This window comes from Flavobacterium algoriphilum, assembly GCF_048158655.1.
Taxonomy (GTDB): domain Bacteria; phylum Bacteroidota; class Bacteroidia; order Flavobacteriales; family Flavobacteriaceae; genus Flavobacterium; species Flavobacterium algoriphilum.
This window is the reverse complement of record NZ_JBLNKY010000001.1, coordinates 399,433-418,135: the sequence shown is the minus strand read 5'-3', so window position 1 is coordinate 418,135 and position 18,703 is coordinate 399,433. Positions and strand designations below refer to the sequence as shown.

The 18,703-nt window shown below is 34.7% G+C and carries 15 protein-coding genes; 9 read left to right on the top strand and 6 right to left on the bottom strand.

Annotation, left to right across the window (positions count from 1 at the left end; translation table 11 throughout):
* Positions 1–25: 25 nt before the first annotated feature.
* From mnmG to ACM55G_RS01790, 4 genes are all read left to right on the top strand, one after another.
* Positions 26–1,897, top strand: coding sequence for a tRNA uridine-5-carboxymethylaminomethyl(34) synthesis enzyme MnmG (mnmG, locus tag ACM55G_RS01805; RefSeq protein WP_416842190.1), 1,872 nt, complete (start codon positions 26–28; stop codon positions 1,895–1,897).
* Positions 1,898–2,070: 173 nt separating this feature from the next.
* On the top strand, positions 2,071–2,919 hold the full coding sequence (locus ACM55G_RS01800; RefSeq protein WP_416842189.1) for a class I SAM-dependent methyltransferase: 849 nt from the start codon (positions 2,071–2,073) through the stop codon (positions 2,917–2,919).
* 289 nt (positions 2,920–3,208) lie between these two features.
* On the top strand, positions 3,209–3,769 hold the full coding sequence (locus ACM55G_RS01795; protein WP_416842188.1) for an OmpH/Skp family outer membrane protein: 561 nt from the start codon (positions 3,209–3,211) through the stop codon (positions 3,767–3,769).
* 340 nt (positions 3,770–4,109) lie between these two features.
* Entirely contained in the window at positions 4,110–6,380 is a 2,271-nt protein-coding gene (locus ACM55G_RS01790) for a helix-turn-helix domain-containing protein (protein WP_416842187.1), read from the top strand.
* A 57-nt stretch (positions 6,381–6,437) separates the two neighbouring features.
* Here the strand turns inward: ACM55G_RS01790 and ACM55G_RS01785 are convergent, their stop codons facing one another.
* Positions 6,438–7,385 carry an HU domain-containing protein gene (locus ACM55G_RS01785; RefSeq protein WP_416842186.1) on the bottom strand — a complete coding sequence of 316 codons (948 nt, stop codon included), beginning with the start codon at positions 7,383–7,385 and terminating at the stop codon, positions 6,438–6,440.
* A 200-nt stretch (positions 7,386–7,585) separates the two neighbouring features.
* On the opposite strand from ACM55G_RS01785, the gene dprA reads away from it, so the two are divergent.
* Positions 7,586–8,686: a DNA-processing protein DprA gene (dprA, locus tag ACM55G_RS01780; protein WP_416842185.1), complete on the top strand. Its 1,101-nt coding sequence runs from the start codon at positions 7,586–7,588 to the stop codon at positions 8,684–8,686.
* A gap of 41 nt (positions 8,687–8,727) precedes the next feature.
* Here dprA and trpS read toward each other — a convergent pair whose 3' ends face one another.
* Complete coding sequence (gene trpS, locus ACM55G_RS01775) at positions 8,728–9,702, bottom strand: tryptophan--tRNA ligase (protein ID WP_416842184.1); 975 nt, start codon at positions 9,700–9,702, stop codon at positions 8,728–8,730.
* Positions 9,703–9,840: 138 nt separating this feature from the next.
* Here trpS and ACM55G_RS01770 point away from each other — a divergent pair, with 138 nt between their 5' ends.
* Complete coding sequence (locus ACM55G_RS01770) at positions 9,841–10,617, top strand: lysophospholipid acyltransferase family protein (protein WP_416842183.1); 777 nt, start codon at positions 9,841–9,843, stop codon at positions 10,615–10,617.
* Between the two features lie 96 nt (positions 10,618–10,713).
* Here the strand turns inward: ACM55G_RS01770 and recA are convergent, their stop codons facing one another.
* The 4 genes from recA to ACM55G_RS01750 form a co-directional block, all read right to left on the bottom strand.
* Entirely contained in the window at positions 10,714–11,721 is a 1,008-nt protein-coding gene (gene recA, locus ACM55G_RS01765) for a recombinase RecA (protein WP_091203513.1), read from the bottom strand.
* Positions 11,722–11,919: 198 nt separating this feature from the next.
* Positions 11,920–12,429 carry an acyl-CoA thioesterase gene (locus ACM55G_RS01760; RefSeq protein WP_416842182.1) on the bottom strand — a complete coding sequence of 170 codons (510 nt, stop codon included), beginning with the start codon at positions 12,427–12,429 and terminating at the stop codon, positions 11,920–11,922.
* Positions 12,430–12,473: 44 nt separating this feature from the next.
* Positions 12,474–12,857 (bottom strand): DoxX family membrane protein, encoded by a 384-nt coding sequence (locus ACM55G_RS01755; RefSeq protein ID WP_416842181.1) that lies wholly within the window; start codon positions 12,855–12,857, stop codon positions 12,474–12,476.
* Between the two features lie 4 nt (positions 12,858–12,861).
* Positions 12,862–14,010: a DNA polymerase III subunit gene (locus ACM55G_RS01750; RefSeq protein ID WP_416842180.1), complete on the bottom strand. Its 1,149-nt coding sequence runs from the start codon at positions 14,008–14,010 to the stop codon at positions 12,862–12,864.
* Between the two features lie 592 nt (positions 14,011–14,602).
* Between ACM55G_RS01750 and ACM55G_RS01745 the strand changes: the two genes are divergently transcribed.
* The 3 genes from ACM55G_RS01745 (at position 14,603) to ACM55G_RS01735 (ending at position 18,677) form a co-directional block, all read left to right on the top strand.
* Positions 14,603–15,790: a phosphoglycerate kinase gene (locus ACM55G_RS01745; protein ID WP_416842179.1), complete on the top strand. Its 1,188-nt coding sequence runs from the start codon at positions 14,603–14,605 to the stop codon at positions 15,788–15,790.
* Positions 15,791–16,088: 298 nt separating this feature from the next.
* The gene (locus tag ACM55G_RS01740) at positions 16,089–17,942 is read left to right on the top strand and encodes a LysM peptidoglycan-binding domain-containing protein (RefSeq protein ID WP_416842178.1); all 1,854 of its coding nucleotides are present in this window, start codon (positions 16,089–16,091) and stop codon (positions 17,940–17,942) included.
* Between the two features lie 156 nt (positions 17,943–18,098).
* A complete protein-coding gene (locus ACM55G_RS01735; RefSeq protein WP_416842177.1) occupies positions 18,099–18,677 on the top strand; it encodes a 3-keto-disaccharide hydrolase in 579 nt (192 codons plus the stop codon).
* The last annotated feature ends 26 nt before the right edge of the window (positions 18,678–18,703 follow it).

The following is an 18,703-nucleotide window of genomic DNA, read 5'->3' as shown; positions in this document are numbered from 1 at the left end:
TTGAAGGATTAAATTATACGAAAAGATGTTTCTAGATGAATATGATGTGATAGTTGTTGGCGCTGGACATGCCGGTTCTGAGGCTGCTGCCGCTGCTGCAAATTTGGGTTCTAAAACCTTATTGGTAACAATGAGTTTGCAGAACATAGCTCAGATGTCATGCAACCCTGCAATGGGCGGAATTGCCAAAGGACAAATTGTGCGCGAGATTGATGCATTGGGCGGATACTCCGGAATTGTTTCGGACAGAACTGCTATTCAGTTTAAGATGCTGAACAAGTCCAAAGGACCAGCGATGTGGTCACCACGTGTTCAAAGTGACCGGATGCGTTTTGCTGAGGAATGGAGAATGATGCTGGAAGGAACTCCAAATCTTGATTTTTATCAGGAGATGGTGAAAGGTTTGATTATTGAAAACGGAAAAATAAAAGGGATTCGCACTTCGCTTGGAGTGGAGATTCGCTCTAAATCGGTTGTGTTGACTAATGGAACTTTCCTGAATGGTTTGATTCATATTGGCGAAAAACAATTTGGTGGAGGAAGAGCTGGTGAGAGTGCTGCCTATGGAATTACTGAAGATTTAGTGAATGCAGGTTTTCAAGCAGGAAGAATGAAAACAGGAACGCCTCCTAGAGTTGATGGACGTTCTTTGGATTATTCCAATATGAATGAAGAAAAAGGAGATGCTAAGCCGGATAAGTTTTCGTATTCGGATATAACGTCACCATTGGTTCATCAGAAATCGTGTCACATGACGTATACTTCGCTTGAAGTTCATGATATTCTGAGAGAAGGTTTTGATCGTTCGCCAATGTTTAACGGTAGAATAAAAAGTCTTGGACCAAGATATTGTCCGTCAATTGAAGATAAAATTAATCGTTTTGCTGATAAAGAAAGACACCAATTATTTGTGGAGCCGGAAGGATGGAATACCTGTGAGGTTTATGTAAATGGTTTTTCAACTTCGCTGCCTGAGGATATTCAATTCAAAGCGTTGCGTTCGGTTGTAGGATTTGAGAAAGTAAAATTCTTTCGTCCGGGTTATGCAATCGAATACGATTATTTTCCGCCGACACAATTAAAACATACTTTAGAAACAAAGCTTGTTGAAGGTTTGTATTTCGCCGGACAAATAAATGGAACAACCGGATATGAAGAAGCGGCTTCTCAAGGACTAATGGCTGGAATCAATGCGCATTTAAAAGTGCATGAAAAAGCACCGTTAATTTTAAAAAGAGACGAAGCGTATATCGGTGTTTTAATAGATGATTTAATCACTAAAGGAACCGAAGAGCCCTATCGAATGTTTACTTCTCGTGCGGAATACAGAACGTTACTTCGTCAGGATAATGCTGATTTTAGACTAACGCCTGTGTCGCATGAAATTGGTTTGGCTTCTGAAGCACGTTTGCGCAGGATGGAACACAAACTGAATGAATCTGAAAAAATGGTTGCCTTCTTCAAAGAAACGAGTGTTTCTATTGCAGAAGCAAATCCTATTTTGGAGTCAAAAGATACCGCCTTGATTACACAAGGTGATAAGATGTTTAAAGTTTTCTCTCGTCCGCAAATTGATTTGGATGACATGATGAAATTTGAAAAGGTAGCAGATTACGTTGCTGCAAATGATGTAGACCAAGAAATTTTAGAACAGGCCGAAATTCAAGTAAAGTATTCCGGTTATATTGAAAAAGAAAGAAACAATGCTGATAAATTGACACGTTTGGAAGATGTAAAAATTCCTGAAAATTTTGATTATAATAAGATAAAATCAATGTCAATTGAAGCAAAACAAAAATTAACTAAGATTCGTCCGGTAACCATTTCTCAAGCATCTAGGATTAGCGGTGTTTCACCAAGTGATGTTTCGGTGTTGCTGATTTATATGGGACGTTAAGGATTGTAGATTTTTGATTAACGATTTTTGATTGTAGATTTGCAAAAGATCTGAAATCAGAAATCGTTAATCTTTGTTCTTAAATCAATACGTTCCACGTGAAACAAAATCAAATTTGCATTATATAAAGGGATTCAGCTGTAAACTGCGACTGAAAACTGAAAACTAACAATATGGATATTTCAAACAAAAAGCATTTTTTAACCGTTAAAGATTATTCCGTTTCTAAAGAAACATTTGATTTATATCATGACGAGGAGTTGGATATGTTAATCACTTATCCGCAACCCAGTTTAGAAAATTTAGGGAAGTATTACGAAAGTGTGGATTACATTTCTCATACAGACAGTAAGCGATCCTTGTTTGAAAAAGCGTATCATTTTGTAAAAAGCATCGCGCTAAAAAACAAACTGAATTTAATCAATTCGTTGCAGCCAAATAAAGGAAGCATTTTGGACATTGGCGCAGGAACTGGAGATTTTTTATCGGTGGCCAAAGAAAACGGTTGGCACACGATAGGGGTGGAACCAAGTGATAAAGCCAAAGCGATTGCAAAACAGAAAGGGGTTTCATTTATTGACGAAACGAGCGAATTAGAAAGTCATTCGTTTGACATCATTTCGATGTGGCATGTTTTAGAACACGTTCCTGATTTAGATGAGCAACTAAAAGAATTAAAACGATTGTTAAAACCAAATGGGACTTTAATAATTGCGGTTCCAAACTTCAAATCTTTTGATGCAAAATATTATGGGAAGTTTTGGGCAGCTTATGATGTACCGATTCATTTTTGGCATTTTTCGAAAAAGGCAATAAAAATGCTTTTCGAAAAAGAGGAAATGCAATTGGTAAAAGTACTTCCTATGAAATTTGATTCTTTTTATGTGAGCTTGCTTTCTGAAAAATACAAAACAGGGAAAATGAATTTCATCAAAGCCTTTTTTATCGGATTACAATCCAATTGGGACGCAACGAGTGATTTTGAGTATTCTTCGCACATTTACATCCTAAAAAACAGCTAAAATCTATTTTAAGCACATTTAAACGACGTTTTTTAGGCGAAACGAACTGTTTGTCGGATTTTTAAAGTAGTTCGTTTATTTAAAAGATATGAAGTCTGTTTTTAATAGTCACAAATTATACATTTATCAATTACAATAATAAAATCTTATATCATAAATATTTTGCATTTTTCAAACTTTATGTCAATGCTATCTATTTTTTTATATTTTTGTCACCAATACTTAAAACTAGAAATTCACCAAAATGAAATCGAAGATTCACGAATACCAAAAAAGAAATTTTAAAAATATGAGTAAAATAGCATTAGTAATTATCGCACTTTCAATTTCAATTGTATCTTGTAACAAACCAGTCGCAGAAGTTAAGGAAGTAAAAACAGCTTACGTAGATACTTCAGTGTTGATGAAAGAATATACAGAAGCAAAAGACCTAGAAGCAAAATATAAAGCAAAATCAGAAGAGAAAGGAAGACAGCTAGAAGCTGAAATTAATCGTTTCAAACAAGAAGCGGCAGGTTTTCAAGCACAAGCGCAGGCAAACGGCCAAGCTTGGGCACAACAAAAAGGAGCTGAATTGCAAAAAAGAGAACAACAATTAGGTGCTGCACAACAACAATTAGCACAAGAGTTACAACAAGAAAGCGGAAAAGAAATGGATTCGTTGGTTAGCGGTGTAAAAAAATTTATCAAAACCTACGGTAAAGAAAAAGGATACACTTATATCTACGGAACAGGCGACGCAGCTTCAATTTTGTATGCAGAAGATAAATATGATATTACAAAAGAAATCATTAAAGAGTTGAACAACAAATACAAATCAGCAACTCCAAAGGAAGAAGTTAAAAAATAATTTTTCACATTAATTCAAATGAATGCCTTCGTCTAAAATTTAGATTGGAGGCATTTTTTTTGAAGTTATTTCCCGCTTTCACTTTAAACGTAGTTCACTGAACTCCAATTAAAATAAAAGTATAGTGAAGTAATCTCTCGTTTAGAAAGCGTTTTTTCTTACCCATAAAAGGAGCTTCCTGCGGTCGCTCTTTTCCGGCTAGAAAAAATCACTTTCTAAATCTCGAGGATTTTCGCTGCTGTCGGGGCTAAAAAAATGTGGAATCAAGACATAAATTGTCTTTCGAAAATTAAAATATGAATCCTATTTTCAATACTTTAGCTTTATATATACACGCCTAATGCAAACAATTTCAGAAGCAGCCGCTTACACTTTACGATTCATCAATCAAACCCATCGATCCGTTTTCCTTACCGGAAAAGCAGGAACTGGTAAAACCACACTTTTACGCGAAATTATCCAAACTACGCACAAGAATACCGTTGTTGTTGCACCTACAGGAATTGCTGCGTTAAACGCGGGTGGAGTAACGATACATTCCATGTTTCAGTTGCCGTTTGGTGGATTTATTCCGGATAATTCATCGCCTCAATTTTCTGAAAGCACTAAATTTGAAACCAAAGCTACTTTGCGCAGGCATTTCAAAATGAGCGGTTTGAAGAAATCCGTAATTCGCAATATGGAATTGTTGGTAATTGATGAAGTCAGTATGCTTCGTGCGGATTTATTGGACGCTATGGATTATATGATGCAAACGGTACGTAAAAAAAGTACTCCTTTTGGTGGCGTTCAAGTACTGTTTATTGGTGATTTATTGCAATTACCGCCGGTGATTCGGGATGAAGAATGGAGAACCTTAAAAACATATTACAAAGGAAAATTCTTTTTCCATTCCCATGTTGTGCAACAAAATCCACCGTTATACATTGAATTATCTAAAATTTTTCGTCAGACGGATGATACTTTTATTGCAGTTTTAAACAACCTTCGAAACAACCAAATTACTCAAGAAGATATTCTGACTTTAAATCAATACGTAAAACCGGATTTCGATTTAAAAGCGAATAAAGGGTATATCACTTTAACTACCCATAACGCCAAAGCCGACACCATGAATGCGCAGGCTTTGGAAGATCTAGAAGGAAAGTCGGTGATTTATAAACCAGAAATTGTGGGAGACTTTCCAGAAAAAATATTCCCTGTTGAAGAACAATTGAAGTTAAAAGTAGGGGCGCAAATCATGTTTGTTAAAAACGATTTATCTTTTGATAAAAACTATTTCAACGGAAAAATGGGGATTGTCAAATCACTTTCCAGCCAGGAAATTTTGGTTTATTTTCCAGAAGAAAACAAAACCATAGAAGTCGAAAAGTACGAATGGCAAAACATTCGTTACAAAGTAGACGAAATGACTAAAGAAATTGAAGAAGAGGTTTTAGGAACTTTTGTTCATTATCCGATAAAATTAGCTTGGGCGATAACGGTTCATAAAAGCCAGGGATTGACTTTTGACAAAGCTGCGCTTGATGTTTCGCAGGTTTTTCTTCCAGGGCAGGCGTATGTGGCATTGTCGCGTTTGCGCTCGTTAGAAGGGCTTATTTTACTTTCTCCGTTGCGTATGAATGGAATTTCTAACGACCAGGATGTAATGGACTACTCGCTGAACAAAGCTTCGGATTCATTTTTAGAAAATGCACTGCATTTTGAAACTAAGAATTTCATCCACAATTATTTGATTAACAGCTTCGATTGGAGCGATTTGGCTCAGGAATGGCGCAATCATAGATTCAGCTATTCGGAAAAATCCGAAAATTCAGAGAAATCCAAACATGCCGTTTGGGCCAAAAAGCAAACGGATGTCATTGAACAACTTTTGGATCCATCCAAAAAATTCATATCCCAATTGAATAAGCTTTTCAGCCAAGAAACCGCCGATTTAAACCATATTTCAGAAAGAATACAAGCGGCATTTGGTTATTTTCTGGAGCCAATGGATGATTTGGTTTTTGAAATCCTTTGGAAACTGGAAGAAGTAAAACGAATCAAGAAAGTAAAAGCCTTTTATGATGAATTAATCGTATTGGAAGAATTGCAGTCTAAAGCCGTCTTGCGATTAATGAAAGCCAAATTATTGATTGAAACCGTTGTTGCAGGTGAAACCATTTCGAAAGAGAAATTGACTTCATCAGAAATTAAAAATTACATCAGCCGAAAAACGGAAGCGATTCAAAATCAATTTAAGAAATTAAATATCACTTTGATTGATGGTGATAAAGATGTTGAACGGTATACTTCAAAAAAGAATTCAGATAAAAAAGACCCTAAGAAATCTACCGTGCAGGAAACCTATGAATTGTGGCTGGAGAAGAATTCGGTTGCTGAAATCGCTGCAATTAGAAAATTAACCATACAAACCATTGACGGGCATTTAGTACGGCTTATTCAAGCAGGAACCATTGCCATTACAGATGTTTTACCAGAAGATAAGCTAGAGGGACTAGCCGAAGCTTTTAGAGGCTACAAAGAGGAATCTTTGAATAATTTGAAGGAACAAGTAGGCGAGAAGTTTACTTGGGATGAACTGAAAATGTTTAAAGCGAGTTTGAATTAAACATTGAAGTTTATAAAATGTAAAAAACCTATTCGATTTGAATAGGTTTTTTACATTTTATAAGGATTGAATTAATATCCAAGCTTCTGGATTGTGCTTTTTCTGAATTTCAGATTGCGCTTTTTGCGCTTCTGCAAAAGTGGTATAACTTCCGTACAGTACAGGAAACAATCCATGTTTATTAGGGGCTACGCGACGGGCTTTGTATCCTAAATGAATTAATTGATTAAATGTCTTATCTGCATTTTTTTCCTCTCTATAAACCCCAGCCATAATGTGATACGGCATTTTTACTTCCTTAGTGGTTGATTTAACGGATAGTGTTACAGCTGGAACTGGACTTTTGATAAAGAAAGTAGCTTCTTGGATTTTATTTTGTACTTGTTTTTGAACAGCAGTTTCAACAATCATTGTTTCTGAGGCAATCTGGTTTTGGTAAATAGAATAACCCACACTTCCTGTTAGACCTAATCCTAATACAAAAATTGCAGCATATTTTAAATAGGGGCTTGCTGTTCTTGTTTCAGGAATAAATTGAATTGATTCTTTTTCTTCGATTGCTTCCAACTCTTTTTCGAAGAGTTCTCTTTTTACAAGAGGAGAAACGAAAGGAGCTAAACCAAAAGAACTTGCCAAATAATTGGTTTGATCGTAAGGCGTGAAAACCAAATTATTATCGGAATTCAAGCAAAGATCTCCAATGTTTTTTAAAGAAAAAATGTTGTTTTCTTCTAATGCTTTTTTCCACGTAAAAACTTCATATTGAACAGCACTTACGGCATATTCATAAGATGTTTTTTCAATTTGAGCAATATGATTCGCTAATAAGCCATCATTATTCTTTAGATTAGCATTAAAAGAAATCATTTTTTTTGGAGGAGAAAATGAATTTGTGCTTTCATTCAACTGAGCCGATTGAATTTGGGTTAAAAAAGCTCCGAAACCCGGAACGGTTACACATTGATAACGGTATAAAAGCTGTGCGATATAAAGTTCGATTTTCATACTTACAAAGTTATACAACGAAAATAGTTATCAAAATTTTATTCACAATTTTTATTAACAATCCGCTTTATATTTTATACATTTCACTCACAAATGATTAGCATGAAATAGCCATGTTTAATCGTAAGACAAACATAAATAAAGATTTTCTTTAAACTGGGGTATTCCATATTCCAATAAAAAACAAGCATAATCTACATATGAAAGAACAAGATTTATTTTATTTATTGGCTCTACAAAGAGTAGAAGGTGTTGGGGATATTATGGCTAAAAAACTGATTACACATTGCGGAAGTGCCGAAGAAGTCTTCAATACAAAGACAGGACAGCTCGCCGCTATTGATGGTGTGGGTTCTATGCTACTGAAAAAGTTAAAGGATAAATTAGTTTTCGAAAAAGCCAATCTGGAGCTTGAGTTTATAAAATCTAATGCTATAAACGCGGTTTATTTTCAAGACGAAGAATATCCCGAACGGTTGAAACATTGTATCGACGGACCACTTTTATTATTCACCTCGGGGAATATTAATTTAAAAAACAAAAAGATAATCAGCATTGTGGGTACGCGTCAAATCACCTCGTATGGTATGGAATTCTGTAGAAAACTGATTGAAGATTTGGCACCGTTAGATCCTATCATCGTAAGTGGTTTTGCTTATGGGGTAGATATTGTGGCGCATCAATTGGCGATGGAAAACAATTTGCAAACGATTGGAGTTGTTGCGCATGGTTTGAACCAAATTTACCCAAAAACGCATAAGAAATACGTTGCCAAAGTGGAACAAAACGGAGGATTCATGACCGAGTTTTGGAGTTCCTCGAATCCGGACAAAGAAAATTTCGTAAAAAGAAACAGAATCGTTGCCGGCATGACTGAAGCAACCATTGTAATTGAGTCAGCAGACAGGGGAGGTTCATTGATTACGGCCAACATGGCCAATGATTACAACCGAGATGTTTTTGCCGTTCCGGGACGTGTTACTGACAAATACAGCCAGGGTTGCAACAACCTGATTAAAACCCAAAAAGCAAATGTGCTCACCAGCGCCGCCGATTTAATTTATATCTTGAATTGGGATATTCAAAAAGAGTCAAAACCAGTACAAAAACAATTGTTTGTAACTTTAGAAGAAGACGAACAAAAAGTATATGATTACCTCTTAAAAACCGGAAAAGAGTTAATGGATATTATTGCCTTGCGTTGTGATTTTCCTATTTATAAAATCTCAGGAATGCTATTGAACATGGAACTCAAGGGTGTGATTCGACCTTTACCAGGGAAATTGTTTGAGGCGATATAATTCTACCAGCGTTTCAAACACTGATAGAATTGTTTGTTTTTTTAAACTTCAAACCCTAGTTTTTCTCTCACTCTGCTCAAAACACCATTGGCAACAACTGTCGCTTTTTGGGCACCAATTTTTAACAAAGCGTCTACTTCAGGAAGGTTATTCATGTAGTAATTGTATTTTTCTCTTTCGGTTTTGAAAGTTTCTGTAATCAGTTCAAACAACGCTTGTTTAGCGTGACCGTAACCATAATTTCCACCCGAATAATTGGTTCTCATAATGGCTTGTTGTTCTTCATTTGCTAATAATGAATAAATAGCAAAAGCATTACACGTTTCTGGATTCTTAGGTTCTTCAAGCGGCGTGCTGTCCGTTTCAATGGTCATGACTTGTTTGCGCAACGCTTTGTCGTCTAAGAAAATATTGATAATATTATTCGCTGATTTACTCATTTTCCCACCATTGGTTCCAGGAATAAGCATGCTGTCTTCTTGAATTTTGGCTTCAGGAAGTACAAAAGTTTCTCCCATTTGGTGGTTGAAACGAGACGCTACATCACGTGTAATTTCGAGGTGTTGCAACTGGTCTTTTCCTACGGGAACAAACTCGGCATCGTATAATAAAATATCGGCAGCCATTAACATGGGATAGGAGAACAAACCGGCATTGACATCTTCGAGCCTGTCGGCTTTATCTTTGAAAGAATGCGCCAATGTCAAGCGTTGAAAAGGGAAAAAACAACTCAAATACCAAGATAATTCTGCTGTTTGTGGCACATCTGATTGTCTGTAGAAAACTACTTTGTCTACATCTAAGCCACAGGCAAGCCAAGCGGCGGCAGTACTATATGTGTTTGTTCTTAAAGTTTCTCCGTTTTTTATTTGCGTTATGGAATGTAAGTCGGCGATGAAAAGAAACGATTCGTTTTCGGGATTATTAGATAATGCTATTGCGGGAATGATTGCGCCAAGTAAGTTTCCCAGATGCGGAGTTCCTGTACTTTGAACGCCTGTAAGTATTTTTGCCATTATATATTTTTGCTTGACCGCAAAGTTCGCAAAGATTTTCGCAAATTTTGCAAGGTTTTCTAAGTTTTTCTGTTACTTATCGTTTTCAAATTAAATTTTTTTAATAATAGTATCATAGGATTCCTTATTTTTGACCTTATGAGAGGATTGAAAATTATTTTTTGGACACTTTGGCGCATATGGTTTTATGTTTTGATGACCATTCCCATAGTAGTAATGTTTCCTTTTCTGGCTATGTCAATCTTGTCTGAAAGGGGCTATCCTTATTTTTTTAAGATGGCTCGTATTTGGGCAAAATTCATTCTTTTTGGAATGGGATTTTATTATAAAATAGATAAAAATCAAGTATTGGAATCTCATAAAAGTTATATGATCGTGGCTAATCATACTTCTATGACTGATATTATGCTAATGCTCGCTATAATTAAAAACCCTTTTGTTTTTGTGGGTAAAAAAGAACTCTCAAAAATTCCTTTATTTGGATTTTTCTATAAAAGAACCTGTATTTTAGTAGACAGAAATTGTTCCAAAAGTAAAATAGAAGTTTTTAATCGAGCACAAAATAGAATAAATCAAGGATTGAGTATCTGTATTTTCCCTGAAGGGGGCATTCCGGATGATGAATCCGTAATTTTGGATACTTTCAAAGATGGTGCTTTCCGATTGGCAATAGAACATGAAATACCAATTGTCCCTATTACTTTTGCAGACAATAAAAAAAGATTTTCTTATAAATTTTTTAGTGGGAGTCCCGGACTCATGCGGGTTAAAATCCATTCACATGTGGAAACTTTGGGCAAAAAATGTGTAGAACGAAAAGAAATTCGGGAAGAAGTTCGGGAGACAATTTATAGTCAATTAATAGTATTTGATAAAACTAAGAAGCATAACTTATACCAGAGTATAACCCAATAAAAACTGGTTTATAGTTTCCAAAGTAGATACAAATTTTTAAAAAAAGGTTTTGGGTATAAAAATAAAAAAACCCGAAAAATTTTCGGGTTTTAGGTTTTATGCTTCTGCTAATTCTTTTATTCTAGCTTTAATTTTTTCTTCTAATTCATCCGCTAATTCAGGATTGTCTTTTATTAAAGACTTTACAGCATCACGGCCTTGTCCTAATTTGGTTTCGCCATAACTGAACCAAGATCCCGCTTTTTTGATGATTTCAAATTCTACTGCAAGATCCAAAATTTCTCCTGTTTTTGAAATTCCTTCACCATACATGATGTCAAATTCAGCGATTTTAAATGGCGGAGCGACTTTGTTTTTCACCACTTTTACTTTGGTTCTGTTTCCAAGTACGTTATCACCATCTTTTATTTGAGTAGAACGACGAATATCTAAACGAATCGATGCGTAAAACTTCAATGCATTTCCACCGGTTGTAGTTTCCGGATTACCAAACATTACCCCAATCTTCTCTCTTAATTGGTTAATAAAGAAAACAGTACAATTTGTTTTACTGATAGTTCCTGTTAATTTACGCAATGCTTGAGACATTAAACGGGCGTGAAGACCCATTTTAGAATCTCCCATTTCACCTTCAATTTCACTTTTTGGAGTCAAAGCAGCAACCGAGTCAATTACAACAATGTCAATTGCACCTGAACGAATCAAGTTTTCAGCAATTTCTAAAGCTTGTTCTCCATTATCAGGTTGAGAAATGATTAGGTTTTCGATATCAACGCCTAATTTCTCTGCATAATTTCTATCGAAAGCGTGTTCTGCATCAATAAAAGCAGCAATTCCACCCGCTTTTTGAGCCTCAGCAATGGCATGAAGCGTCAAAGTTGTTTTTCCAGACGATTCTGGCCCGTATATTTCAATTATTCTTCCTCTTGGATATCCTCCAACCCCTAATGCTAAATCGATTCCTAAAGACCCGGAAGAAATAGTTTCTACTTCCTCAATGGCTTTATCTCCCATCTTCATTACGGTTCCTTTTCCGTATGTTTTGTCTAGTTTGTCAAGCGTAAGTTGTAGCGCTTTTAATTTAGATTCTTTCTCTGTACTCATCTTCTCTTTTACCTTTTCTTTCATCTATTTGTATTATTTTATAACTATAAGAAACTGACAGAATGACTAATTATCCTGAAAATTTCGTTTATGTAAAACATTTATTTTCGTAAAAATACTTCTTTTTTTAATGTAAATTTTCTCTTTCAAGAATATTTTAAAATCTATTTTTCAATAAAAAACAACATGCTAAGATTGTTATGTGAACAAAGCTTTTAATTCTGTTGCATCATGCGGGTTCATTTTTCCTGCTAAAACTAAACTCAGCTGTTTTCGTCTTAGGGCTGCATCAAAACGTTGTTTTTCCAGTTCTGTTACTGGTACTATTTGCGGCACTTCTACAGGTCTTCCGGTATCATCAACAGCTACAAAAGTATAAATAGCTTCATTGGCTTTGGTACGGTTTCCGGATTGTCGGTCTTCAACCCAAACATCAATAAATATTTCCATTGAACTTTTGAAAGCTCTCGAGACTTTTGCCTCAACATTTACAACGCTTCCCAGTGGAATAGCTCTGTTAAACGCAACGTGATTTACGGATGCCGTTACGGTTATTCTTCGGGAATGTCTTCCGGCTGCGATACTTGCTGCACGATCCATTCGGGCTAACAATTCGCCACCAAAAAGATTATTCAAAGGATTGGTTTCGCTCGGTAAAACCAAATCGGTTAATATCGTCAGAGATTCTGAAGGATGTTTTGGAGTCATTTTTTGTATAAAAAGTAAGTATTATTTTAAATATAGTGTAGTTCCTAGTTTAACCAATAAACGGCCAATATAGCGGGTATGAAATAGATAACAATCGTTCTGGCACCATCATAATCTTTGGCTAATCTTTGGCCAAAAAGTAACATCAATAAAGTGATACAAGAGAAAACTGCTCCGTAAAACCCAAAGATTCTTCCATTGTTTACCAATAATTCGATGCAGCCAACAATACTTAAAATACCGGAGATTAATTCTAAAATTAAAATATTCAATAGCGCCAAAGGCACTTGGTTTTTTAATGGGGTTTTAGCAAAATGTTCTTTTAACCAGTCCACATTATCTTTCCAATAAAAGAGTTTGTCATAACCGGATTGCAGAAAAGTAATTGCCAGAAAAATCAAAATTAAAATAGAAGTAATGTTGTTCATGTTTTTATTTTTTGTGAATTAAACGGGTTAGTTTTATAGATAAATCGGTTAAAATAATTTTCGCATTTCCGTTGCGTTCAATATGATACATGGCATCCGAAAGTTCTTTGAAAATAGCATTGATATTGTTTCCATTTACAAAAGGCGCAAAATTCTCAAGCTTGAATTTCTCCACTTGTGGTTCTATGTAAACCAAGCTTTCCGTTTGGTAATTGAGCAACAAGGCTTGACGGAACATATCGATGCAAAAATGTAAAAACTTCTTTTGGGTTTCTCTTCCTAAACCGGCAATTTGCTCGCTCCATTGAATCAAGTCCTGAATGGCAGCTGCATTTCCTTTGGCTCTAAAAGCGGCTCGGACCCAGTCAACAAACCATTTTTCGAAAAAAACAGATTCGCTATCTGGTTGCAATAATTGCAGTGCTTTATTATAATTTCCTTGTGCTTGATGTGCTATTTTTATAGCGGTTTTAGATTCTATATTTTCTCTGGAAATAAGGGCATCGGAGATAACGTTTTCACTCAAACCATTAAAATGCAGCACTTGGCATCGGGAACGAATGGTTTGAATAATATCTTCTTCGTTTTCTGAAATCAAGATGAAAACCGTTCTGTCCGTAGGTTCTTCGAGTAGTTTTAATAATTTATTGGAAGCGGCAATATTCAATTTATCGGCCATCCAAATAATCATTATTTTGTATCCGCCTTCGTAGGATTTTAGAGCGAGCGATTTTAAGATTTCCTGAGCATCATCTACCCTTATTTCACCTTGTTTGTTTTTAACACCTAACATTTGGTACCAGTCGAACAAACTACCGTACGGATTTTGGTTTAAAAACTCCCGCCATTCCGTGATGAAATCGATACTTTTGGGTTTCGTTTTTACATCTTCGGTACTTACGGTTGGATAAATAAAATGCAAATCCGGATGGGATGTTTTGTGGAATTTGATGTTACAAGCTTCGTTTGAACCCGAGTTTTCTGAGTTTTGATTGCTGCAGATAATATATTGCGCATAAGCAATTGCCATGGGTAAAGTTCCACTTCCCTCAGGTCCAACGAACAATTGTGCATGGGGAATTCTGCCCAAATCAGCACTTTTTGTCAAATGACTTTTAATGTGTTCTTGTCCTAAAATTTCTGAAAATTGCATGAAGCAAAGATAGAAGAAAATGGTTTAGTCTAAAACTTTAGGATGCAAAGTTTCATGTTAGGAAGTTAACAAAATGATTCTTAAAAAGCGGTTGAATTTTATAATCAATTACCGTATTTGGTTAAGATAATTTGCAATTACATTAATAATTAACGTTTTCACCGTAATAATTTGAATGCTATTGGTTAGAGTTTTAAAATTGATTCATGAAAAAAACATTTCCTTAATAGGCATTGCATTTGCGGGAACGTAATTTTTACTTTGGATAAAGAAATTAATTAGATCAACAATTTTGTACGTTTTTGGGAATGTATCTTACCACTTATTTTATCTCATCTAAAACGCATGCATTTTCTCCTTAGAAAGGAATGCGTTATCCGAAAATACGCTTCTTACCGTTTTAGAAATTCCATAAAGGAACCATTTTAGGGACGGAATTTTTTTAAAATTAATTCTAAAAAACAAATAATTTGAGACAATTACAACGTTTTCGTTAGTGGATCCCCCTAATTTTCAAACTATTCTTATTTTTTAGTTCCTGAAAAGTTCTATATTTGTTATTCTTTCAAAAAACAAACTAAAAATATACTTAATGAAAACTTTAAACGATTTTAATTTTGCAACTAAGAAAGCAATAATACGTGTTGATTTTAATGTGCCATTGGATGAAAATTTCAATGTAACAGATGCCACTCGTATCGAAGCTGCAAAACCTACAATTGATGCTATTCTTGCTCAAGGCGGAAGCGTAATTTTGATGTCGCATTTAGGCAGACCATCAGGTGTTGAAGAAAAATATTCATTAAAACACATTCTAAAAACAGCTTCAGAAGTGCTTGGAGTACCAGTTCAGTTTGCTTCAAACTGTGTTGGTGTGGAAGCTGCAACTGCTGTGGGAAAATTACAAGCTGGAGAAGTTTTATTATTGGAAAATTTACGTTTTCATAGCGAAGAAGAAGCTGGAGATGTTGCTTTCGCAAAAGAATTAGCGTCATTAGGCGATATTTATGTAAACGACGCTTTTGGAACGGCACACAGAGCACACGCTTCAACTACAATTATCGCTCAGTTCTTCCCAACTGAAAAATGTTTCGGATTATTATTGGCTAAAGAAATCGAAAGTTTGAACAAAGTTTTGAAAAACAGTGAAAAGCCAGTAACAGCAGTACTTGGGGGATCTAAAGTTTCTTCTAAAATTACCGTTATCGAGAATATTCTTGATAAAGTAGACCACATGATTATTGGTGGTGGAATGACATTTACTTTTGTGAAAGCACTAGGAGGTAAAATTGGTGATTCAATTTGTGAAGACGACAAACTAGAATTGGCACTGGAAATATTGAGATTAGCAAAAGAAAAAGGAGTTCAAATTCACATTCCTGTTGATGTTGTTGCAGCAAATGATTTTTCAAATACTGCCGATACTCAAATTGTAGATGTTAAAGAAATTCCCGACGGATGGCAAGGACTTGATGCAGGACCAAAATCATTGGAAAACTTCAAAAAAGTAATTATGGATTCTAAAACTATTCTTTGGAATGGCCCATTAGGCGTTTTTGAAATGGAAAGTTTTGCCAATGGTACAATTGCACTTGGAAATTTTATCGCTGAATCAACTGAAAACGGCGCTTTCTCACTTGTAGGTGGAGGAGACTCAGTAGCAGCAGTAAAACAATTTGGACTAGAAGAGAAAATGAGTTATGTTTCAACTGGTGGAGGAGCCATGTTAGAAATGCTTGAAGGAAAAGTATTGCCAGGAATTGCTGCGATATTGGACTAATAAATTGATTAAAAAAGGGTTTCTTTTAAGCTGTAATCCAGATTTAAAAATACCGTATCTATAATACTAAGAAGCCTTAGCGATAAACTATTTGTCGCTAAGGTTTTTTTTAGTTTTAAAAATTTAATGAATTGTGTTTTAAAAGTAATTTTTATAATGAAATCACAGAAAATTCTTGATAAATGAACTGTAAAATGCATTTTTAACAATATTTAAATAAATTTTCAGTTTTAACCTATTATGTTTGTAAAAAACACTAATGTAATCGTTTGAAATATAGGCATTTGATCATTAAAATATGAATATAAAAAATACAGCCGCATCGTTTTTTCTATTGTTGTCAACCGCAATGTTTTCCCAAGAAATTGTCGAAAACAACGAAATTCTAAAAGTAGAACCCAAATTATCTTATTTAGATTCCATCAAGAAAACCTTCGTAAAAAATGAAATTGCATCCCGTGTTGATAGCCTTTGGATGAAGGAATTGACTCACTTAGATTTATACAACAATATCACCGATGATATAAAAAACAACAATATCGATGACAAAGTGGATTATGAATTGCCTACGGAACTTTTGAAAGAAAGATTGGCGGCGATGGATGCGAAATCACCTTTTAATATTGAGTACAACCAAGGTCTGGAAAACATGATCAAATCATTTTTAAAATACAGAAAGAAATCTTTTGAACGATTAATGGGTATTTCCGAATATTATTTCCCGCTTTTTGAAGAAGCGCTTGCCAAACAAAATGTTCCTTTAGAAATAAAATATTTAGCAGTTGTAGAATCCGCCTTAAACCCAAAAGCTGTTTCAAGAGTTGGTGCCACGGGACTATGGCAGTTTATGTATCAAACCGGAAAACAATATAAATTAAAGATTGATTCCTATATTGATGAACGAAGTGATGCTCTGAAATCTTCTGAAGCCGCAGCACAATATATGTCTAATATGTACAAAATATTTGGCGATTGGGATTTGGTATTAGCTTCTTATAATTCTGGACCAGGGAATGTTTCTAAGGCGATTAGACGTTCAGGTGGCCAGCAAAATTATTGGAACATCAGAAAAAATCTTCCAAAAGAAACACAGGGATATGTACCTGCTTTTATAGCAACCATGTACATTTATGAATACCACAAGGAACACGGCATAAAACCGGACCGAGCGGTGATTAAGCATTTTGCAACAGATACGATCCGGATTAAAAAGCAAATGTCGTTTAAACAAATTTCAGATTTGCTAGATGTTCCCGTTGCACAATTGCAGTTGCTGAATCCATCGTATAAGTTAAATGTGATTCCGTTTTATCATGATGAAAATCATTTTTTAAGATTGCCGCAAGATAAGATTGCTGTTTTTGTTTCAAATGAAGACCGAATTTATGGGTATGCTGAACACGAATTAAACCTTCGAGAAAAACCATTTCAGATTGCAAAAGCGATTGCTGCGCGGGATACCATGAATTATACCACCAAACGGATTATGCTTCCTAAAACAAAATATTACAAAGTAAAACGCGGAGATAATCTGAGTGAAATAGCCAATAAATATGACGTTGCCGTTTCTGATATTAAAAAATGGAATAAATTGAGAAGCAATGCTGTTGCTTACGGTAAAAGTTTAAAAATCATTTCTAAAGAAAGTGTCGTAAGAACAGTTAGGATAGAACCAAAAGTGAAAACAGTTCCTTTAGAACCAATTTCTGAAAGTTTAAGAGCAGCGATTTCTGAGGTTAAAGCTAATAAAGAAGAAGAATTGGCTTCTAATCCAGAACGAAAAAACATTGAATACGTGGTTCAAAAAGGAGATAATTTAGGGAATATCGCTAAGAAATTTGATACTACTTTAACTGATTTACAGCAATGGAATAATTTGTCAGATCACAATATCGTTTTGGGTGCTATTTTGATTGTGGCCAAAAATGAAATTGTAATTTCGGCGGATAAAGTCTCTTCTAGTTCTTTTAAGAAAAAAGATATAGCTTCGGTTTCTAAAAAAGAGGCAGCAGAGTATTGTGTGAAAAAAGGGGATTCTTTATTTAGCATTGCTAAAAAATATCCTGGTGTAACTATTTCAGATATTAAAAAATGGAATGATATTCGAGATGGATATATTAAACCAGGAATGAAGTTAAAAATAAATGGATAAATTAGAATGGTTTAAGTTTCATTTTATTAATTTCAACCGCTAATAAAATAGCGTAAATTTTCCGTTTTAAATATAAAGTGTGTAATATTGAAAAAAATAATTTTTGTTGGTCTTATATTCCTAAACTCATGTGCTGTTAAGCAAAAAAACTTCTCAATGAATGATTGGTATGGGTATACTAAAAACAGCAACGAAAGAATAGCACCATCAAAAGCATATGAGTTTACGGATGGAATGATTAGAATGCATGGCGAGAATAATGGCTATTTAATGACGAATAGTTCTTATAAAAATTTTGAGTTAAGTTTAGAGTTCAGATGGAATATAGAAAAGGAATTTTATAGAGGAGACGGGAAAAAAAATAGTGGAGTTATGTACAACATACCCATAAATTCACCCAATCACATTTGGCCTAAAGGAATTCAATTTCAAATTAAAGAGAATAGTACCGGAGATTTTATTTTTTTAGATAATGTAACAGCAAAAGTAAACAGAAAAATGATTGAGGCTGGTGCAAGTGTAGTTTCTCCAAAATTTAGCAGTAATGAGAATTTTTATGGAGAATGGAATACGATTCTCATTCGATCATTCAACGGAAAATGTACGCAATATTTGAACGGAAAGTTAGTAAATGAATGTGTTGAGGTATCTTCTAAAGAAGGAAAGATTTCTTTAAATTATGAAGGTTCACCAATTGATTTTAGGAACATTCAATTAAAAAAAAGCCACAAATAGTTTTTTGCTTTTTTCTATAAAAGTTG